Here is a 17,773-nt window from a genome sequence, read left to right as displayed (position 1 = left end):
CTACGCCTGCCGCGTGATGCTCCGGCGCGGCAGGTGCAGCAGTCCTTCGCGGCGCAGCCACAGGGCCGCCGCGACAATCGTCAGCAGCGTCGTGGGCATCCAGGCCGCCACCGCGGGCGCCAGGCGTTCGGTGAGCACCAGCGTGCGGGACACCACCATCAGGCCCCACATCGCCACGGCGATGAGCAGCCCCTCCACCACCGCCGCCGTCAGGTGTCCCCGCCGGTTCGTGCGCAGCGCCAGCCCCACCGCGAGCAGCGCCGCCGGCAGCCCCGCCAGCGGATACGCGAAGCGGTTGTGCCACGCGAGCTGGAAGGCCTTCGTCGCGAGCCCCACCTCCGCTCGCGCGGCAATCTGCTCGCCCAGCTCTCCCAGGCGCATCTGCTCCGGACGGCCCGGACGGATGCGGAACGTCGTCGCGCCCACGCCCAGCTCGTACTCCGCGGTGGGCCGCTGCGTCACCGACGTGCGCCCGTCCTCCGTGAACGTGCGCTCCACCACGTCCGTCAGCTCCCAGCGCGTGCCCTCCACCGAGCGCATCCGCCCCGCGTCCACGCGGCGGCGCAGCTTGAACTCCGGCGTCAGCGTGAAGATGGAGACGTTCTCGAAGCCCTCCTGCGCGTTGCCGCCCCGGAGGAAGAAGATGGCGTCGCCCCGCCGGAACCACTGCTTCGGCGTGTAATACATCCGCCAGTCGCCCCACCGGTTGAAGCGCTGCGTGGTGATTTCATCCACGCGGCGGCCCGCCCTCGCGGCCACCGTCTCATCGAACGCCACCAGCCCCACGCACGCCACCAGCGCGCACAGGCCCACCGGCAGGTACAGCGCCGCGGGCCCGAAGGTGAGCGCCCGCAGCGCCGTCACCTCGCCCTTCTTGCGCAGCGCCGACACCGTCGTGCCCGCCGCCAGCAGCAGCGCCGCCGGCCCCAGCTGCTGCACCGTCACCAGCGCCTTGTAGCCGTAGAGCTTGAGCACGTCCCACACCCAGCCGTCGCCCCCGTAGGCCTTCGCGCGGTCCACGAAGTCCACCACCAGGAACACCGCCACCACGCCCGCCAGGATGCCCAGCGTGTAGCGCACGTACGCGCGCACCACGTACTTGAAGAGGGTGCCCTTCACCGCACCGTCCCCGAACGCGTCACGCGGTACAGCGCGAACGCCCCCACCGCCATGAAGAGCACGTTGGCCAGCTGCCCCGCGACGAACACCGGCATCTGCCCCTTCTGGCCCATCTGCTCGAAGGCGCGGCTCAGCAGGTAGTAGAGGACGTAGCCGCCCAGCGTCAGCAGGTAGCCCCACGCGCGGCCCGCCTGCCTCCGGCCAATGGCCAGCGGCGTGCCCAGCAGCGCGAACGCCACCGGCGCCACCGCGTTGCCCATGCGGCTGTGCAGCGCCATCAAGAAGGGCCGCGCATCCTCACGCCGCTCCTCCGCGTCCTTCGCCGCCGCAATGAGCTCCACCGGCGTCAGCTCCTCCTTCGGCGAGCGGAACCGGTTGCGCCGCGACAGCGACCCGCCCAGCCCCACGTTGATCTCCGCCTTCTCGAAGGCGACGACGCTCGCGTCCACCGAGGAGCGGTTGGCGCGGTGCACCTCGCCCTCCCGCAATTCAATCCGCAGCGCCTCGCCCCGCTCGGACGTGCCCACGCTGCCCTTGTGCGCCAGCACCAGCAGCGGCGAGCTGGGGTCGCGGTCGTCGTGCAAGAGCACGTTCGTCCACCCGCCGCCCTTGGGCGCCACCTTCTGCGCGTACAGCGTCAGGTCGCTCAGGTCCTCGTAGAAGACGCCGGACTTCACGTCGCCCGCGACGTTCTTCTGGATGACCTCGCCCACCAGGTCCTTCACGCCCGTGAGGCCCCACGGCTCCACCGTGGATGTGAGCAGCACCATGAACGCGCTCAGCGCGATGCCCACGCCCAGCGGCGCGGCCAGCAGCTGGAGCGGGCTGATGCCCAGCGCCTGCAACGACGTGAGCTCCCGGTCCTCGCCCAGCCGCCCCAGGCCCAGCAGGATGGCCAGGAGGAACGCGATGGGCAGCGCCATCACCAGGAAGTGCGGCGCCAGGTACGCGATGAGCCGGCCCAGGTCGCCCAGCGTCACCGCCGAGCCCAGCAGCACGTCCGTGCCGCGAAGGAACTGCATCACGAACAGCAGCAGGAACATGAACGCCACCCAGACGCCCAGGGGGACGAGCAGTTCCTTGAGCAGGTAGCGCGCCAGCAGCTTCACGGCCGCGCCCGCAGCCCCCGCGCGCCAATGTCCCGGCGGAAGTGCTTGCCCTCGAAGCGCACGGCGTCCGCCGCCGCCAGGGCCCGCTCGCGCGCCGTCGCCAGGCTGTCGCCCCGCGCGCACACCGTCAGCACCCGGCCGCCCGCCGTCACCAGCGCGCCGTCCTGCTTCGCCACGCCCGCCAGGAACACCGGCGCGTGCGACGGCACCGCGTCCAGCCCTTCAATGCGCTGGCCCTTCTTCGGCGCGTCCGGATAGCCCTCCGCCGCCAGCACCACGCCCACCGACGCGCCCGGGAACTGCTTCAGCGGCCGGGGCGCCAGCGTCCCCTTCGCGCACGCGTCCAAGAGCGGCAGCAGGTCCTCGTCCACCTGCATCATCAGGACCTGCGTCTCCGGGTCCCCGAAGCGCGCGTTGAACTCCAGCACCTTCGGGCCCGACGCCGTGAGCATCAGCCCCGCGTACAGCACCCCGCGCAGGGGCGTGCCGCGCTTCTTCAGCACCGCCAGCGTCGGCGCGATGACCTGCTCGCCCACCTTCGCCAGCTGGTCCGGCGTGAGGAACGGCGCCGGGCAGTACGCGCCCATGCCGCCGGTGTTGGGGCCCGTGTCGCCCTCGCCCACGCGCTTGTGGTCCTGCGACAGCGGCAGGAGCACGTAGCGCTCGCCGTCGCAGAGGGCCATCAGCGACACCTCTTCGCCCTCCAGCAGCTCCTCCAGCACCATCCGCTGGCCCGCCTGCCCCATCTGGGCCACGGCGCGCACCGCTTCGCGCGCGGCGTTCGCGTCCGGCGCGACGATGACGCCCTTGCCCGCAGCCAGGCCGTCCGCCTTCACCACGATGCGGCCCTGCGCGACGGCGTACGCCTCCGCCTCCGCCGCGTCCGTGAAGACGCGGAAGGCCGCGGTGGGCACGCCCGCCTCGTCCATCACTTCCTTGGCGAACGCCTTGGAGCCTTCGATGCGAGCGGCCGCCGCGACGGGGCCGAAGCACGGGATGTCCACCTGCGCCAGCGCGTCCGCGACGCCCGCGACGAGCGGCGCCTCCGGGCCCACCACCACCAGGTCCACGCCCTCGCGGCGCGCCAGCGACACCACCGCCTCCGGCGAGTCCGCCTGCAGGGGCACGTTGGTGCCCCACCGCGCCGTGCCCGGATTGCCCGGGCCCACCAGGAGCCGCGAGAGACGAGGACTCTGGGCCAGCTTCCACGCGAGCGCGTGCTCACGGCCGCCCGACCCCAGCAACAGGACCTTCACGTCAACCTCGCTCGTCGAGTTTGAAGAGCAGCTTCTTCGCCGGGAAGTAGGACGGATCCAACCCCACCACCTTCTCCAGCACCGCGCGCGCGTCCTTCGGCTTCGTCGCCACCAGCAGCTCCGCCAGCTTCGTCTGGGCGGACAGCATCTTCGGCGCCACGTCCAACGCGGACTGCAGCGTGCGCATCGCCACCGCCACGTCCCCGGCCGCCGCCTGCGCCAACCCCAACGACAGGCGCGATACCGGCAGGCCCCGCTCGGCGCCCACCGCGCGCTCCGCGAACCCGCGCGCCTGCGGCGCCTTCGTGTCCAGCGCGATGAGCGCCCGGTACGCCTGCGCCGCGCCGCTGTTCGCGTTCACCTCCACCACGGATTGCAGCAGCCGCTCCGCGGTCTGCCGGTCGCCCTGATGGAAGCGCACCAGCGCCTCGTAGAGCAGGGGCTGCACGTCTTCCGGACGGTCGCTCAGCGCCTTCACCACGTTGTCCACGCCCACCAGCGTGTCGCCCGGCCGCAGCCAGAAGCGCGACAGCGCGGGACGGGGCGCCAGCCGCAGCGGATCCCAGTCGCGCGCCTCCAGCACCGGGTAGAACAGGCGGTAGGCCTCGTCGCGCTTCTTCGCGCTCGCCGCCGCCACGCCCTCCAGCAGCTTCGCGTCCATGCGGCGGTCGTCCAAGCGCACCGCCTGCTGGAAGCGCTCCTGGGCCCCGGCCACGTCGCCCTCCAGGAGGTGCACGCGCCCTTCCAGCACCTTCTCCAGCGCCGCGTCCTCCAGCCGGCCCTGGAAGCCCTTCAGGTGCTCGCGGGCCACGGCCGCGTCCTTCTGCGCCAGCGCCACCAGGAACCACTGCAGGTGGGCCTCCGGCATCGCCGGCGCCACCTTCAGGGCCTCCGTCGCCGCCTTCACCGCGCCGGCGTCGTTGCCCGCGGTGCGCTCGGCCGCGGCCAGGTGGCTCCAGATTTCGGAGGCGTCGCGAGGGCCGTAGCGGGACGCGTTCTTCGTCAGGTCCTTCAGCGCGCGCACCGCGTCGCGAGCGTTGCCCTCCGCCTGGTAGCGCAGCTCCGCCAGCGCCAGCAAGGCGCTCACGTCGCCCGCCTTCGCCTTCAGCCGGTCCTCGTACAGCTTGCGCGCGCGGCCGGTCTCCCCGACCTCCACGTAGATGCGGGCGGCGGCCTCCAGGCTGTTCCAGTCCTGGGGATCCAGCTCCATCCGGCGGGAGAGCTGCTTCAGCGCCAGGCCGTACTGGCCGGCCTGTTCGTGGGCGAGCGCGCTGTAGTAGTCCACGCGCTTGAGGTTCGGTGCCAGCGTCCGAGCGGCGTCGAACTCCTGGTTCGCCAGTTCGCGCGACGTGGCCACCTGCGCGCGTCCCAGCACCAGGTGCGCCTCCGCCTTGTGGGCGTCGCTGGCCACCGGCTGCGCCAGCACCGACGTCGCGAGCTGCGCCGCCTCTTCCAGATTGCCGGCCTGACGCGAGCGCGCCAGCAGCAGGTTCGCGTGCGCGACGAGCAGCGCGGGCGTCTTCCCGGCCATGTCCTGCGCGGCCTGGATGAGCTCGCGCGCCTCCTGGAAGGAGGTGTCGTCCATGCCCGGACCCCGCCCCAACGCCAGCGCCTGCACGTACCCGGCGATGGCGTCCGCGCTGTGGGGGTCGAGCAACAGGGCCTGCTGGAAGGACTCCTCGGCCTCCGTGTACGCGACGCGTTGGTCCATCCCGAGCTGCTTCTGGCCCGCGGCCAGGTGCTCCGCGCTGGTGCCGTCCAGCTCCAGGAACTGGAGCCTCCAGCTGTCCACCGCGGCCAGCACCGCCGGAGGGATCGCGGCCGGAGCCGCGGGCTGCGCGGCCAGGACCGCCTTCTCCTGCTGGGGCTTGAAGACGAGGAAGTAGTAGCCCGCGCCGCCGGCCCCGAGGACCGCCAACGCGAGCAGGCCCACGACCCCGGCACGGCTGCCGCCCCCGCCGCCGCCGCGTTGGGCGCTGCGGGCCGGCGCGGCCGTGATGTGCGAGGTGCGCGCGGGCTTCACCGAGCTCACGCGCGAGTCCGGCGACAGCGCCGTGGCTCCCGCGGACCGGAGCTCGCCCCCGGACACGTCCTCACCGGAGGACGCGGAGGCGGGGTCCAGGCTGCTCATCATCGGCAGCTCCAGGTCGCCACCCGCGGGCGCGGGCGCCGCCACATCCGGCGCGACCACCACCGACGCGGACTCCCGGGCGCCAGCGGGATCCCGCTGCTTGCAGTCGTCGCAGACGCCCATGGCCTGGTCGAAGGGGTCCGTCAGGTCCTTGCCGCACGAGCGGCAGTTCGTGTGCGTCTCCTGCTTCACGGCGGGCGCGGGAGCGCGGGCGGACATGCGGCCCAGCGACACCGCCCCGGCGGGAGGCGAGGAGGCGCCCCGCGCGGGGGCCCGCGGCGCTTCCGGCTGCAGGTCCCCGGGCGGCGGCCCCAGGAAGTCGAGCAGCGGATCTTCCGGGACGGCCGGAGCCGATGCAGCCGCGGGAGCCGCGATCCCGGGCGCGTCAGGCACCGGCGGGCCGGGCCTCGCGGCGGGGCTCCCCTTGTTGGGAGCGGACGGCGGAACCGGCGGGCCCAGGTTCGCGAACGGGTCCGCGGGCAGGCCCCCGGGGGCTTTCGACTCGGGCGGGCCCAGGTTCGCGAACGGATCCACGCTCCCTGGTGGCCCCAGCTCCGGCATCTCACCGAAGTCCCCGAAGAGGTCCGACGCCGCCTTCGGCGCGGCCTGGGCTTCCAGGGGCTTCGCCGCGACGGGGGCGTTCCGGGGCGCCGCCTGCGCTGGAGCCGCGGCCGGATTGCTCCGGGGCTCGCGCGCGACGGGTGGCGCTGGCGCGGCCGCGGGAGGCTTCGGCTCGGCGGCGGGAGGTGCGGCTCCTTCAGGGGGAGCCGTCACGGACGCAGCAGAGGCCTCCCGCTTCACGAGCTGGAGGTGACGGCAGCGGGGACACTGCGCGCGGACGCCCTTGGTCGTGATCAACCGGTCGTCGATCGCGTAGGCCGCCGCGCATTTCTGGCAGACGATGCGCATGAAGTTAGTGGCGGAAGTGTCGCACTCCCGTCACCACCATGGCCATCCCATGTTCATCCGCGGCGGCGATCACCTCCGCATCCCGGACAGAACCGCCTGGCTGGATGACCGCCGTCGCCCCCGCCCGGGCCGCCTCGTCCAGCCCGTCCCGGAAGGGGAAGAAGGCATCCGAGGCCACCGCGCTGCCCTTGAGGGCCTCGCCACCCCGCGTCATCGCGATGCGCACGGAGTCCACCCGGTTCGTCTGCCCGCCGCCCTGGGCCAGGAGCTGGGCCGGCGCCGCGAAGACGATGGCGTTGCTCTTCACGTGCTTGCACACCTTCCAGGCGAAGCGCAGGGCCCGCTCCTCCTCCGGGGTGGGGGCGCGCTTGGACACCACCTTCCACTCCAGGGGCGGCTCCACCGCGTCGCGGTCCATGAGCAGCATGCCCCCGGACACGCTGCGCGCGTCCACCTGGGGCCGGGGCTTCACCGTGGGGGACGCCAGCGCGGGGCCCGCCTCCAGCAGGCGCAGGTTCTTCTTGCCCGCCAGCACCTGGAGCGCCGCGGCCGAGTACGACGGCGCGATGACCGCCTCCAGGAACGTCTCCGCCATGGCCTTGGCCACGGCCTCGTCCACCTCGCGGTTGAAGGCGACGATGCCGCCGAAGGCGCTCACCTCGTCCACCGCCCGGGCGGTGCGGTAGGCCTTCTCCAGCACGTCATCCACCGCCACGCCGCACGGGGTGTTGTGCTTGATGACCACCGCGCAGGGCTTCTCCGGGAACTCCAGGACGAGCCCCAGGGCCGCGTCCAGGTCCAGGATGTTGTTGTACGAAAGCTCCTTGCCCTGGAGCACCTTGGCGAAGGCGACGGACGGCTCCTTCGGCGCGGCGTACTCCCGGTAGAAGGCGCCGCGCTGGTGCGGGTTCTCCCCGTAGCGCAGCCCCTGCACCTTCTGGAACGCGAGCGACAGCTCCTGCGGGAAGGGCTCCTGGGCCTCGCCGGCCAGCCACCCGGAGATGGACGCGTCGTAGGCCGCCGTGTGCGCGAACGCCTTGCGCATCAGCCGGCGCCGCGTCTCCAGGCCCACCGCCTTGTGGCCTTCGATTTCGGCCAGCACCGGCGCGTAGTCGTCCGGGTCCACCACGATGGCCACGTGCTTGAAGTTCTTCGCGGACGCGCGGACCATCGCCGGCCCGCCGATGTCGATGTTCTCGATGACGTCATCCTCGCCCGCGCCGGACGCCACCGTCTGGCGGAACGGGTAGAGGTTCACCACCACCAGCGAGATGGGCTCGATGCGGTTCGCCGCCATCTCCGCCTGGTCGCTCGCCAGGTCGGGGCGGCCGAGGATGCCGCCGTGGATGCGGGGGTGGAGCGTCTTCACGCGGCCGCCCAGGATTTCGGGGCTCTGCGTGTGCTCGGACACCTGGGTGGCGGGGATGCTGGCGGCCTTGAGGGCCTCCAGGGTGCCGCCCGTGGAGAGCAGCCGGTAGCCCAGCCGGACAAGGCCCTGGGCAAAGGGAACCAGACCGCGCTTGTCGGAAACGCTCAGGAGAGCCAGCACGTGTGCGCCTCGCAATGGGTGGGGGTGGCGCGGGTCCTAGCAACCACCCCCTGGGGTGTCAACGCAACACGTCACCCCAGGCCCGGCGCGAAACAGTGCCCTGCCCTCAAGGCTTGCGGGCGGACACGGGAGGCTCGGCCTCCGTGGCCTCACGCAGCTTCATCAGGCCGCGCGTCTCCACCTGACGGATGCGCTCGCGGGTGAGGTTCATGATCTCCCCCACCTCCTCCAGCGTGATGCCGCCCTTCTCCGCCACGTCCAGGGCGCAGGTGTGCTCCAGCTCCGTGATTTCCTTGTCCGGGAAGTTGAGCTTGATGGAGCCCGTCTCCGGGTTCACGTCCAGGTAGAGGTTGTGCTTGCAGGACACGAAGAGGCACGGGCGCGGGCCGTTGATGCAGTCCGCGCGGGTGCGCGGCCGCTGCTCGTCCACGAGCTTGAGGGTCTCCGCCTCTTCCGGGTCCAGCTGGCCGGCGAGCCTGCGCCGGCGCAGGTCGCGCGCCATCTCCTTGCGCGACATCGTCTTGGAGCGCCGGCGTTCCGCGGGCTGCTCCTCCTCAGTCCCCCCCTCGCCCTCCTGCAGCTGCTTCACTTCCGACATGTTTCGTCCTCCAGATGTGTGGAGTCTATCCGGTTCAACAGGACCCGGGGGGGCATCCTATTGCGGCCGGAGCGTTTCGTCTTCGCGCGCCGTGACGGCGCTGCCCAACCGGGCGACATCCCGGACCAGATCCTGCGCCCGTTGCCTGAGCGTTGCCAACTGGGCTTCGAGTGACCTCCTGCGTTCTCCTCCCAGGGGCCGCCCTCCCAGCTCCTCCTGGAACCCGTCGAGCACCTCCGACAGGTCCCGCTGGAGCTGGTCGATGTGGTTCCGGTGGAACACGAAGGAGCGGCGGATGTCCTCCAGGGTGTGTCCTTCGGCCATCATCTTCTTGATGACGTTGATGCGCCGCACCGCTTCCACCGGGTAGAGGCCCAGGCTGCCCTGGTGCTTCCCCTTGCGGCCCACACGGCGGCTGCGGGGAAGCAGACCAGCCTGGACGTACTTCCGGAACGTCGCCTCCGAGAGCCTCACGCCCCGGGGCCGGAAGATTTCCAGGATCGCGTTCGCGGGCAACCCCCCCGCGTTCTCGCGCTCGATGCGCTCGAGTTCATCGGGCGCGAGCAGGTCCATCGATTCCATTGAATAGAGACTACTGAATGGATGCCATAGGTGCCAGATTCGCGCGTCACTCGTCAAGGATGACGAGCAGGCGCGCGAGCGCACGTCGTCCGGCCGACGCTCCGCGCCGGCATCCGGTGGCTTCAGGGGATGGGAGGAGGACGGCGGGGCTTCAGCGGCCGCGGGGCGCGCGGAACTCCTGCGTCGCGGTGCCGTTGGCGGGGACGATGACGGTGAACGTCTTCGAGCCGAACGGGTGCTGGAAGGTCAGGGAGTAGGTGCCCGCCGGGACCTTGTAGGTCGCGCGGCCCTGCACGTCTCCCAGCCGCTTCGCGCCCAGGTACACCGTGGCGTACGGGTTGGCCTTCACCTGGAGCGAGCCCATGGCCTTCGCCGTGTCCGCGGCGGGCGGCGCCGAGGCGGTGTCCGCCGTGGGGTTCGTGGCGGGCGCGGCCGGTCCGGTGGACGGAGGCGGGGTCAGGGCGGCTTCGCGCCGCTGCCCTTCGAGCTCCGTGTCGATGGCCTCCGCGGCCGGCGTGCGGGCGGGTTCGGCCGGGGGCACGGCGGTGGTCGCCACGGGCGGGTTCGTCGCCGGGGCGGTGACCTGGGGAGCAGGCGGGCTCCCCTGCCCCGCGTCCTGGGCTCCCGTGTGCGAGCGGGCCACGGCGAGGACACCCACGAGGCCCGCGAGCCCCACCGCCGCGACTCCGGCCCACAGGGCGCGCTTGCGGCCGGGCGCCTCGGGCGGCCCGGGTTCGGTGGCGGAGATCGTGTCGTCGGCTTCGCGGTCGCCGGCGCCGGCCAGGGGCGCGACACGGCGCGCGGAGGCGGTCTCGCTGGCGGCGGGGACCTCACGGGATCCGGTGCGCCTGCTGGACGGCGTGAGCGGCGCGTCCCGCCCCATCGACTGCAACGGCATCTGCGGCGTGGGCTGCGGGGGACGTCCGTTCGCGGCGTCGGCGGCGCGGTCGTCTTGCGACAACACCAGCGTCGTCCCGTGGCGGTCGTCGTCCGGAGAGGCGGCCCGCTTCGCGCCCGAGGCGTGTTCGCGCGAGGGCATCACCGCCGTGGGCTCGCGGGGCGGCGGTGGCGCGCCAGCCAGGGCCCCGTCCTCCAGGGCCGTGCGCTCCGGGAGCGCGGGCAGCGCCTGGTTGCTGGCGGCGATGGGGAACAGCTTCCGGACGAACTCGCCCACGTCGGTGTCGTCGACGGAGCGGACGTGGTTCAGCACGCACTGAGCCAGCGCGCGCTCCAGCTCCCCCGCCGTCTGGAAGCGCTTCGACAGGTCGCGCTCCAGCGCGCGGCAGATGGCGGCGTCCAGGTCCGGAGGGATCTCCGGGTTCAGGCGCGCGGGCGGCACGATGGTGCTCTCCTGCACCGCGCGAAGGACGGCGATCTCCGAATCCCCCTGGAACAGGCGCCCGCCGGTGAGCAGCTCCCACAGCACCACGCCCAGCGCGAAGACGTCGGTGCGCACATCCACGCTTTCGCCCCGGGCCTGCTCGGGCGACATGTACGCGAACTTGCCCTTGAGCACGCCGGGGTTCGTCAGCTTGTTGCCCGCCTTCGCGATGCCGAAGTCGGTGAGCTTCACCGCGCCGTCGTAGGACACGAGCACGTTGTGCGGCGTGACGTCCCGGTGCACCAGGTTCAGCAGCTCGCCGTTCACCCGCAGGCGGTGGGCGTAGTGCAGCCCGCGCGCGACCTCCGCGCCGATGTGCGCCACCAGCATGGGCGGCATCGGAGACATGGCCTCCTTGCTCCGCTTGCGCAGCTCCCACAGCGAGCAGCCGCGCACGTACTCCATCGCCAGGTAGTAGGTGTCCTCGTGCTTGTCGAAGTCGAAGATCTGCACCACGTTGGCGTGGTTGAGCCGCGAGGCCAGCCGCGCCTCCGCGATGAACATCTGCACGAAGTCCGGGTCGCTCGCGAGGAACGCCCGCACGCGCTTGATGACGACCTCCTTCTCGAAGCCCTCCGGCCCGCGCGCGGTGCACAGGAAGATCTCCGCCATGCCCCCTTCGGCGAGCTTGCGGCGCACGACGTACTTGCCGACGTGGGTGCCTGCCTCGAGCGTTGCGGAAGGGTCCAAGGCCGCGCCTACTCGAACTTGACCGTCACCACATTGAGGTCGATGGGACGCACCTCGATGCGACGGCTGAGGGTGCGCTTCAGTTCGGGGTTCGTGAACTTGCAGTCATACGAACCCACCCCCAGCTCCACCGGCTGGAACGGCGTCTCACCCAGCTTGCGGCCGTTGCACGTCACCTCGGCCCACGGCGTCACCACGAAGCTCACGGACGCGGACCGCGCCGGGGCCCGGGGAGGCTCGCGCACGTCCGCCGCGGGCACCACCGCGGCCGCCGCGGCGGCGGGCGCCTTCACCACCGGCGCGGGAGCCTGGGCGGGCGGAGCCTCCTGGGCCTGCTTCGCTTCCGGGGCCGTGGTGTCGTCCGGCGTGCGTGGGGCTGCCACGCCGGAAGGTCCGACGCCGGGCTCGGGCGGGGTCGCGGCCGGAGGCGCCGGGGCAGGCGGCTCCGTGGCGGGCTTGCCGGACGACGGCATCGGCACGAGCTTCAACGGCCCCACTTCGAGCTGGCCGGAGGGCGGGATGACGATCTGCGTGCGCAGTTCGCGGTAGCCCTCCTTCACCAGCACGACCCAGTAGCGGCCGGGCTTCACCGTCGGCAGCGTCAGCGGCGTGCGCTCCGGGAGCACGCGGTCCTCGAACACGACGCGCGCACCGGCGGGGTCGGACTCCACGTGCACACCGCTCGCGCCCGGACCCAGGCTCCACACGATGCCGACGCCCACCAGGATCGCGACGAGCACGATGGCTCCATACAGGAGCCCGCGGCGCTTCGGCGGCTCCACCGCGGACTGCTCGGTGACCGTGCCGGTGCGGGCTGGCGGCACCCAGGCGTTCGGCATGGGCGCGCGGGACGAGGAGCGCGGCGCGGTGGACGCGGTCATCTCCTCGATGGTCGCGTGGGGCGCGGGCACGGGGAGCCGCGGCCCGCGGTGTTCGCCGGACGGGGCCGGGCTGCCCGTACGGGGGACCGGAATCTCCGAGCGCGGCACGGCGCGCATGTCCTGCGTGGGGCCTTCGTCCACGTCCGCGCGGGAGATGGAGAGCATGTCCAGGGTCGAGTCGTCCTCGTCCTCCTGGGCCCGCGTCGCCAGGAAGCGCTGATCCAACGTGGGCGCGTCCTCCTCCACCTGGAACGCGCCGGACAGCTTCCCCTGCGTGTCCACCATCGCGAGCGTGGGCGCGTCCTCCTCCACCTGGAACCCGCCGGACAGCTTCCCCTGCGTGTCCACCATCGCGAGCGTGGGACCGTCTTCCTCCGTCACGGTCGGGAGGGAGGGCTCCTCCAGGCGCACCGGCCGGATGCTCCGTGAGGGCGGTGACTCCAGGGCCCGCCGCGTCCCCGTCGTCCCCCGGGGTTCCGGCCGGGATTCAGTGGCGCGAGCCTCGGCCCGGGGGTCGGCGTGGCGCATCTCCGAGCGCGGCTCGGGGCGGCTGTCGACGTGGCGGATCTCCGAGCGCGGCTCGGGGCGGCTGTCGGCGTTGCGCACCTCCGAACGGGGCTCGGGGCGGCTGTCGGCGTTGCGCACCTCCGAACGGGGCTCGGGGCGGCCGTCGGCGTTGCGGACCTCCGAACGGGGCTCGGGACGGCTGTCGGCGTTGCGGATCTCCGAGCGCGGCTCGGGGCGGCTGTCGGCGTGGCGCCCTTCCGCGTGCCGGCCCTCGGCGCGCACGTCCACCCGCGCCTCCGCGTTGCGGCCTTCCGCACGGGTGTCCGGGCCACGCACCTCGGAGCGCCCGCTGTCCGCCTCCGCGTCGTCGCGGCGCGCCTCCATCTTCCCACTGGGACGGTTCGACCGGTTCGGGCGCAGCGTGGTGGTGGGCTCGTTCTCCGCGCGCCCCGGCGCCGTCGCGGGCCGCATCACCGACCGGCGCGGCGCGGGCGCCGGCGGAGACACCCCGGCCTCCTCGTCCGTCACCACCACCTCGCCAGAGCGCGCCTCCTCCGTCAGCCGGTCCGCGTACAGCTCCCGCATGAACGCGGCCAGGTCCGCCGTCGTGCCACACGGCTGCGGCTGCGAGGCCAGCCACCCCTCCAGCGCGCGCTGCAGCTCCTGCGCATGCTGGAAGCGCGCGTCCGGCTCCTTCGCGAGCGCCTTGAGCACGATGGCGTCCAGCTCCGCCGGCACCCGGGGCGCCACCTGCGACGGCACCGGCACGTGGCACTCCGCCACCGCCGACAGCGTCAGCATGTCGCTGGGGCGCTTGAAGAGCCGTCCCCCCGTCAGCAGCTCATGCAGCACCACGCCCAGCGCGAACACGTCCGAGCGCCGGTCCACGCGCTGCCCGGCGGCCTGCTCCGGCGACATGTACGAATACTTGCCCTTGAGCACCCCGGAGCGCGTCACGGTGGCCTGGTCCGCCGCCTTCGCGATGCCGAAGTCCACCACCTTCACGCCACCGTCGAACGTCACCAGGATGTTCTGCGGCGACACGTCCCGGTGCACGATGTCCAGCGGGCGCCCCGTCGCGTCCGTCTTCTTGTGCGCGTAGTCCAGCCCCGCGCACGCCTCCAGCAGGATGCGGCACACCAGCGGCACCGGCAGCGGACGCCCCGCCGTCTCCGAGCGCTTCCAGAGCCGGCGCGCGTCCACGCCATGGATGTACTCCATGGCGATGAAGAAGGTGTCCCCCTCCGCCCCCAGGTCGTAGATCTGCACCACGTTGGGGTGCGCGAGCCGGGCCGCGATCCGCGCCTCGTCCAGGAACATCCGGACGAACTCGTCGTTCTCCGACAGGTGCGGGAGGATGCGCTTGAGCACCAGCAGCTTGTCCGGAGCATCCGAACCCGGCCGGCGCGCGAGGTAGATCTGCGCCATGCCGCCCGTGGCGAGGCGCTTCAGGAGCTGGTAGCTGCCGTAGGTTTCGATGGACACGGCCGGACGCGTAGAGGCGGACCCCAAGCGTAAGCGGCCGGGCCAGGGGAATCAAACATCGAATCCCCTTGAGGTTTTTCCCGGTTCCACCGCCGGTGCGCCCTAGCGGCGGGCGGCCCGGACCTCGCGGGTCTCGCGCATCAGGGCTTCCAGTTCGTCCAGGTGCCGCTTGAGCACCGGCATCAGCACCGGCGCCGCGTCCACCCGGTCGAACAGGTCCAGCACCCGGTCCACCTTGCGCTCGATCTCCTGCGCCCTCGCGGGGCTGATGCGCCGCAGGAGCATGTCCGCCCCCGCCTCCATCAGCACCCGGGCCACCGCGTCCCGGGACGCCAGCGGTTCCTGCTTGCGCTGACCCTCTCCACGGATGACCCGCAGTCCCGGCGCACCGGCGCGCGGAGAGGACTTCAGGGGCTCATCGGGCATCCAGGTGCTCACAGCGCCTCCAGGGCAACAGCGTGCAGACGCTCCGCAGGGTACACACCGAGGGAGCGCCTCCAATTTTCTGGTCATCCGCACAGGCAGATGCAGTGCTGTAGCACCGGGGTCTGACACCCCCGTTCGGGGCCGGATGGCCGGCCCGTCACGGGGTCCACACCCACAGCTTTCCCACCGTTCAGTCGTTGGCGCAGGCGCGGCGGTAGGTGATGGCCACCTTCGAGCCCGGCGGCGGCACCGTGGTGAACACCACGCTGTTGGACGCCGCGTCGTAGGTCCACCCGCTGGTCGTCGCGGTGCCGTTGACGCTCACCACCACCGTGCCCGCGTCGGGCTCCTCGCTCAGCGGGAAGCGGTCCTGCGCGCTGAACGCCTTGTTGGCCACCTGCTTGAGGAGCGGCGCGTAGTCACCCGCGCAGACGTTGAGGACCTCGCCGCCCGTCTGCGCCGCCGCGTCCGCGTACCGGGTGCCGGTGCCGCCCGCCGTGGCGCAGGACGTCTTCGTGGGCGCGATGGCGAAGAACGTGGCCCGCTGCGGCTGGTTCTCCCCCTTGCGCTGCTGCGCCCACTGCACGTACGTGGAGACCGCGTCCGGCGAGTGGTCGTCCTCGTCGCCCACGAACACCACCACCAGCGCCGCGGAGTCCCGCAGGAAGCCCGCGTTGCCGTCGTTGGCCAGCGCCGTGCGCGGATCATCCACGTTGTTCACCAGCGGCGAGGTGAGCGCGCGGCGCATCGCCTCGAAGCCCTGCTCCACCTGGGCGCACTGGCCCACCTGCACGTTCTGCTGGAGCACCTGCGTCACGTTGGGCGTGCCCAGCGTGAGGATGCGCGCGCGGCTGTTGTCCGCCGGGAAGAAGCGGCCGGCCTCACCGCCCAGCGCGCCGCCCGGGCACGCGCCGGACACCGCGGAGATGCCCGTCGTCGTCACCGCCATGTTCACGTCCACCGCCTTGCTGCGCGCGGCGTTCACGAACTCGGGGATGGCGGACACGAGCTTCGGGTGCTCCTCCACCATGGACGCCGTGTTGTCCACGACGAAGAGCACGTCGACCTTGCTCACGTCCTGCTGCACGAAGGTGTCCGTCTTGTCCGTCTTCTTCGACGACTCACCGATGAGCGGCACCATCAGCGGGATGGGCAGGTCGCTGGAGTCCACGTACAGCGGCGACAGGTTCATGCCCGTCACCTGCGCCAGGTAGTCCACGCCCACCGTGAAGGACTCGCCCGGTTGGAGCTGGAACGCGGGCGGCGCCGGGTGATCCAACAGCGCGAACTCCGTGTCCGTCGTGCCCGGCCCGATGAAGACGTTGGACACCGTGATGGGCGTGGTGCACGCGTTGAGGTAGTTCACCTCGCGCGGCGCCGGACGGCAGTCCTTGCGGCCCAGGCCGAAGTCCAGGTACCAGGGCGACGCCACCAGGCACGTCTCCTGCGAGTTCGCCAGCAGCGGCACCTGCAACACCGGCGTCGCCGGGTTGTACTGCTCCACCTGCAGCTCACCCGTGAAGCCGCCGCCGGTGAAGGGCGCCTGGAAGGCCACCTGGAAGCTGAACCAGTCCCCCGGGTAGATGATGCCGCCGAAGAGCTCGCCGCCGGGCATCTTGAACACGCCGCCGCCGTCATTGGCGATGCGGATGTTCTTCACGGGGCACAGGTCCGTGCCCTTGTTCTCCAGCTTCACGCCCAGCACCGCGCCGCGGCCCGGCGGGATGGTGCCGAAGTCCACCAGCTGCGGGGTGACGGTCAAATCACACGGCGCGTGCGCCTTCGCGCTGCCGAAGAAGTCCAGCTGCACGGTGGCCGCGGAGAACGCGCTCGTGGTCATCACCAGCGCGCCGGACGCGCTGCCCTCGCGCATGGGCTCGTAGAAGATCTCCAGGTTCAGCTCGCCGTTGGCCGGCAGGGTGAACGGCAGGGCCACCGGCTTGTGGTTGAACTGGAGCTGGGCGCCCGTCGCGTCCGGCGTCCAGTCCAGCGTGTTGATGGTGAGCGGCCCCGCGTTGTCCGTGCCGCAGTTCTTCACGTTCACCACGACGCGGACCTTGGAGCCCAGCGGCTGCTCGCCGAAGTCGTACATCATGGGCGACACGCAGAGCTCGGACGCGCCACCGAAGCCGCGCAGCGGCACGGGCAGCGTGGGGTGGCGCCTGCTCACCACGGAGTAGACGGCGCGGTCCGTCGCCGCGCCCATGTGGCCGGGGCTGTAGCGGATCTCGAAGGCGCGCACCTCGCCCGGCTGGAGCACCAGCGGCAGGCCCGTGTTGGACTGGCTGAAGGACGCGTCCGTGCCATCCAGCATGAGCGACGTCACCGTCACCGGCTCCGTGCTGATGTTGCGCAGGCTGGAGGCCTTGATGGCGTCGCGGTCCACCGGCACCGCGCCGAAGTCCACCACCTCCGGCTCCGCCACCACCGCGCGCTCCAGCGCCTCCGCGGCCACCGTCACCGTCACGTCCGCGCACCCGACGCAGGGCGAGATGGCCAGGGCAACCTGCTTCTTGCCCACCCGCACCGGGTTGAACGTGAGGGGCAGCTCCACGCGCTCGCCCGGGTTCACCGTGAGGGGCGCCGCGACGAACTCGTCCTTGTCCGCGCCCACCAGCTTGGGCGTCACCATCACCGGCAGCTCGGTGGGGTTGTCCAGCGTCACACCCAGCGTCTTGGTGGAGTCCGCCTCGATGCGGCCGAAGTCCAGCGCGCGCGGCGTCACCCGGGCCCACGCGTCCACGCCGGCGCCGTTGAGCGGGATGCGCATCAACGGTTCGATGCGCGTGTCCGAGCGCACCACCAGCACCGCGGGCAGCCCGCCCTGCGCCAGCGGCGCGAAGCGCACCTTCAGCGTGCACTCGCTGCCCGGCACCAGGCTGTGCGGCCCTTCATGGGTGAACTCCGCCTTGTAGGCGCCTTCCGGCCCCTCCACCCAGGCCTCGTCCACCGTGATGCGCGCGCGGCCCACGTTGCGCAGCGTCACCGTGGATTCACGGGCGTCGAAGACCGCCACCCGCGCGAAGTCGACGCCGCCTGGCGTCGCCGTCAGCCGGCCATCCGCGAGCGATGAACGCTCCCGGTCCGCGCAGCCCGACAGAAGTCCCACCACCACCAACCCCAGCAGGCCCCAGCGCCCCGTCATGGCAC

General features: G+C 72.2%; 11 protein-coding genes. All 11 read right to left on the bottom strand.

The window, feature by feature from the left end:
- Nucleotides 1–1,119 carry an LptF/LptG family permease gene (locus D7X32_RS19650; protein ID WP_120604099.1) on the bottom strand — a complete coding sequence of 373 codons (1,119 nt, stop codon included), beginning with the start codon at nucleotides 1,117–1,119 and terminating at the stop codon, nucleotides 1–3.
- Nucleotides 1,116–2,228 carry an LptF/LptG family permease gene (locus D7X32_RS19645; RefSeq protein WP_120604098.1) on the bottom strand — a complete coding sequence of 371 codons (1,113 nt, stop codon included), beginning with the start codon at nucleotides 2,226–2,228 and terminating at the stop codon, nucleotides 1,116–1,118. The genes D7X32_RS19650 and D7X32_RS19645 overlap by 4 nt, the downstream gene beginning before the upstream one ends.
- Nucleotides 2,225–3,484: a phosphoribosylamine--glycine ligase gene (gene purD / locus D7X32_RS19640; RefSeq protein ID WP_120604097.1), complete on the bottom strand. Its 1,260-nt coding sequence runs from the start codon at nucleotides 3,482–3,484 to the stop codon at nucleotides 2,225–2,227. The genes D7X32_RS19645 and purD overlap by 4 nt, the downstream gene beginning before the upstream one ends.
- A 1-nt stretch (nucleotide 3,485) precedes the next feature.
- Nucleotides 3,486–6,524: a zinc-ribbon domain-containing protein gene (locus tag D7X32_RS19635; protein ID WP_120604096.1), complete on the bottom strand. Its 3,039-nt coding sequence runs from the start codon at nucleotides 6,522–6,524 to the stop codon at nucleotides 3,486–3,488.
- A gap of 4 nt (nucleotides 6,525–6,528) precedes the next feature.
- Nucleotides 6,529–8,073 carry a bifunctional phosphoribosylaminoimidazolecarboxamide formyltransferase/IMP cyclohydrolase gene (gene purH, locus D7X32_RS19630; RefSeq protein WP_120604095.1) on the bottom strand — a complete coding sequence of 515 codons (1,545 nt, stop codon included), beginning with the start codon at nucleotides 8,071–8,073 and terminating at the stop codon, nucleotides 6,529–6,531.
- 106 nt (nucleotides 8,074–8,179) lie between these two features.
- Nucleotides 8,180–8,671 (bottom strand): sigma factor-like helix-turn-helix DNA-binding protein, encoded by a 492-nt coding sequence (locus D7X32_RS19625; protein WP_120604094.1) that lies wholly within the window; start codon nucleotides 8,669–8,671, stop codon nucleotides 8,180–8,182.
- Nucleotides 8,672–8,728: 57 nt separating this feature from the next.
- The gene (locus D7X32_RS19620; protein ID WP_120525521.1) at nucleotides 8,729–9,253 is read right to left on the bottom strand and encodes a MerR family transcriptional regulator; all 525 of its coding nucleotides are present in this window, start codon (nucleotides 9,251–9,253) and stop codon (nucleotides 8,729–8,731) included.
- A gap of 151 nt (nucleotides 9,254–9,404) precedes the next feature.
- Nucleotides 9,405–11,324 (bottom strand): serine/threonine protein kinase, encoded by a 1,920-nt coding sequence (locus D7X32_RS19615; protein ID WP_244239091.1) that lies wholly within the window; start codon nucleotides 11,322–11,324, stop codon nucleotides 9,405–9,407.
- 8 nt (nucleotides 11,325–11,332) lie between these two features.
- On the bottom strand, nucleotides 11,333–14,197 hold the full coding sequence (locus D7X32_RS19610) for a protein kinase domain-containing protein (RefSeq protein WP_120604093.1): 2,865 nt from the start codon (nucleotides 14,195–14,197) through the stop codon (nucleotides 11,333–11,335).
- A gap of 102 nt (nucleotides 14,198–14,299) precedes the next feature.
- Nucleotides 14,300–14,623: a hypothetical protein gene (locus D7X32_RS19605; RefSeq protein WP_120604115.1), complete on the bottom strand. Its 324-nt coding sequence runs from the start codon at nucleotides 14,621–14,623 to the stop codon at nucleotides 14,300–14,302.
- Nucleotides 14,624–14,813: 190 nt separating this feature from the next.
- On the bottom strand, nucleotides 14,814–17,768 hold the full coding sequence (locus D7X32_RS19600) for a choice-of-anchor D domain-containing protein (protein WP_120604114.1): 2,955 nt from the start codon (nucleotides 17,766–17,768) through the stop codon (nucleotides 14,814–14,816).
- Nucleotides 17,769–17,773: the final 5 nt, after the last annotated feature.

It is taken from the genome of Corallococcus carmarthensis (assembly GCF_003611695.1).
Lineage (GTDB): Bacteria > Myxococcota > Myxococcia > Myxococcales > Myxococcaceae > Corallococcus > Corallococcus carmarthensis.
Note: the sequence above shows the minus strand (reverse complement) of the source record. Positions and strands in the feature narration are given on the sequence as shown.

Excerpts from the sequence above, each read along its gene's own strand:
- D7X32_RS19635 (WP_120604096.1), bottom strand. The coding sequence starts at position 6,524 with ATGCGCATCGTCTGCCAGAAATGCGCGGCGGCCTACGCGATCGACGAC.
- D7X32_RS19625 (WP_120604094.1), bottom strand. The coding sequence starts at position 8,671 with ATGTCGGAAGTGAAGCAGCTGCAGGAGGGCGAGGGGGGGACTGAGGAG.
- D7X32_RS19620 (WP_120525521.1), bottom strand. The coding sequence starts at position 9,253 with ATGGAATCGATGGACCTGCTCGCGCCCGATGAACTCGAGCGCATCGAG.
- D7X32_RS19605 (WP_120604115.1), bottom strand. The coding sequence starts at position 14,623 with ATGCCCGATGAGCCCCTGAAGTCCTCTCCGCGCGCCGGTGCGCCGGGA.
- D7X32_RS19600 (WP_120604114.1), bottom strand. The coding sequence starts at position 17,768 with ATGACGGGGCGCTGGGGCCTGCTGGGGTTGGTGGTGGTGGGACTTCTG.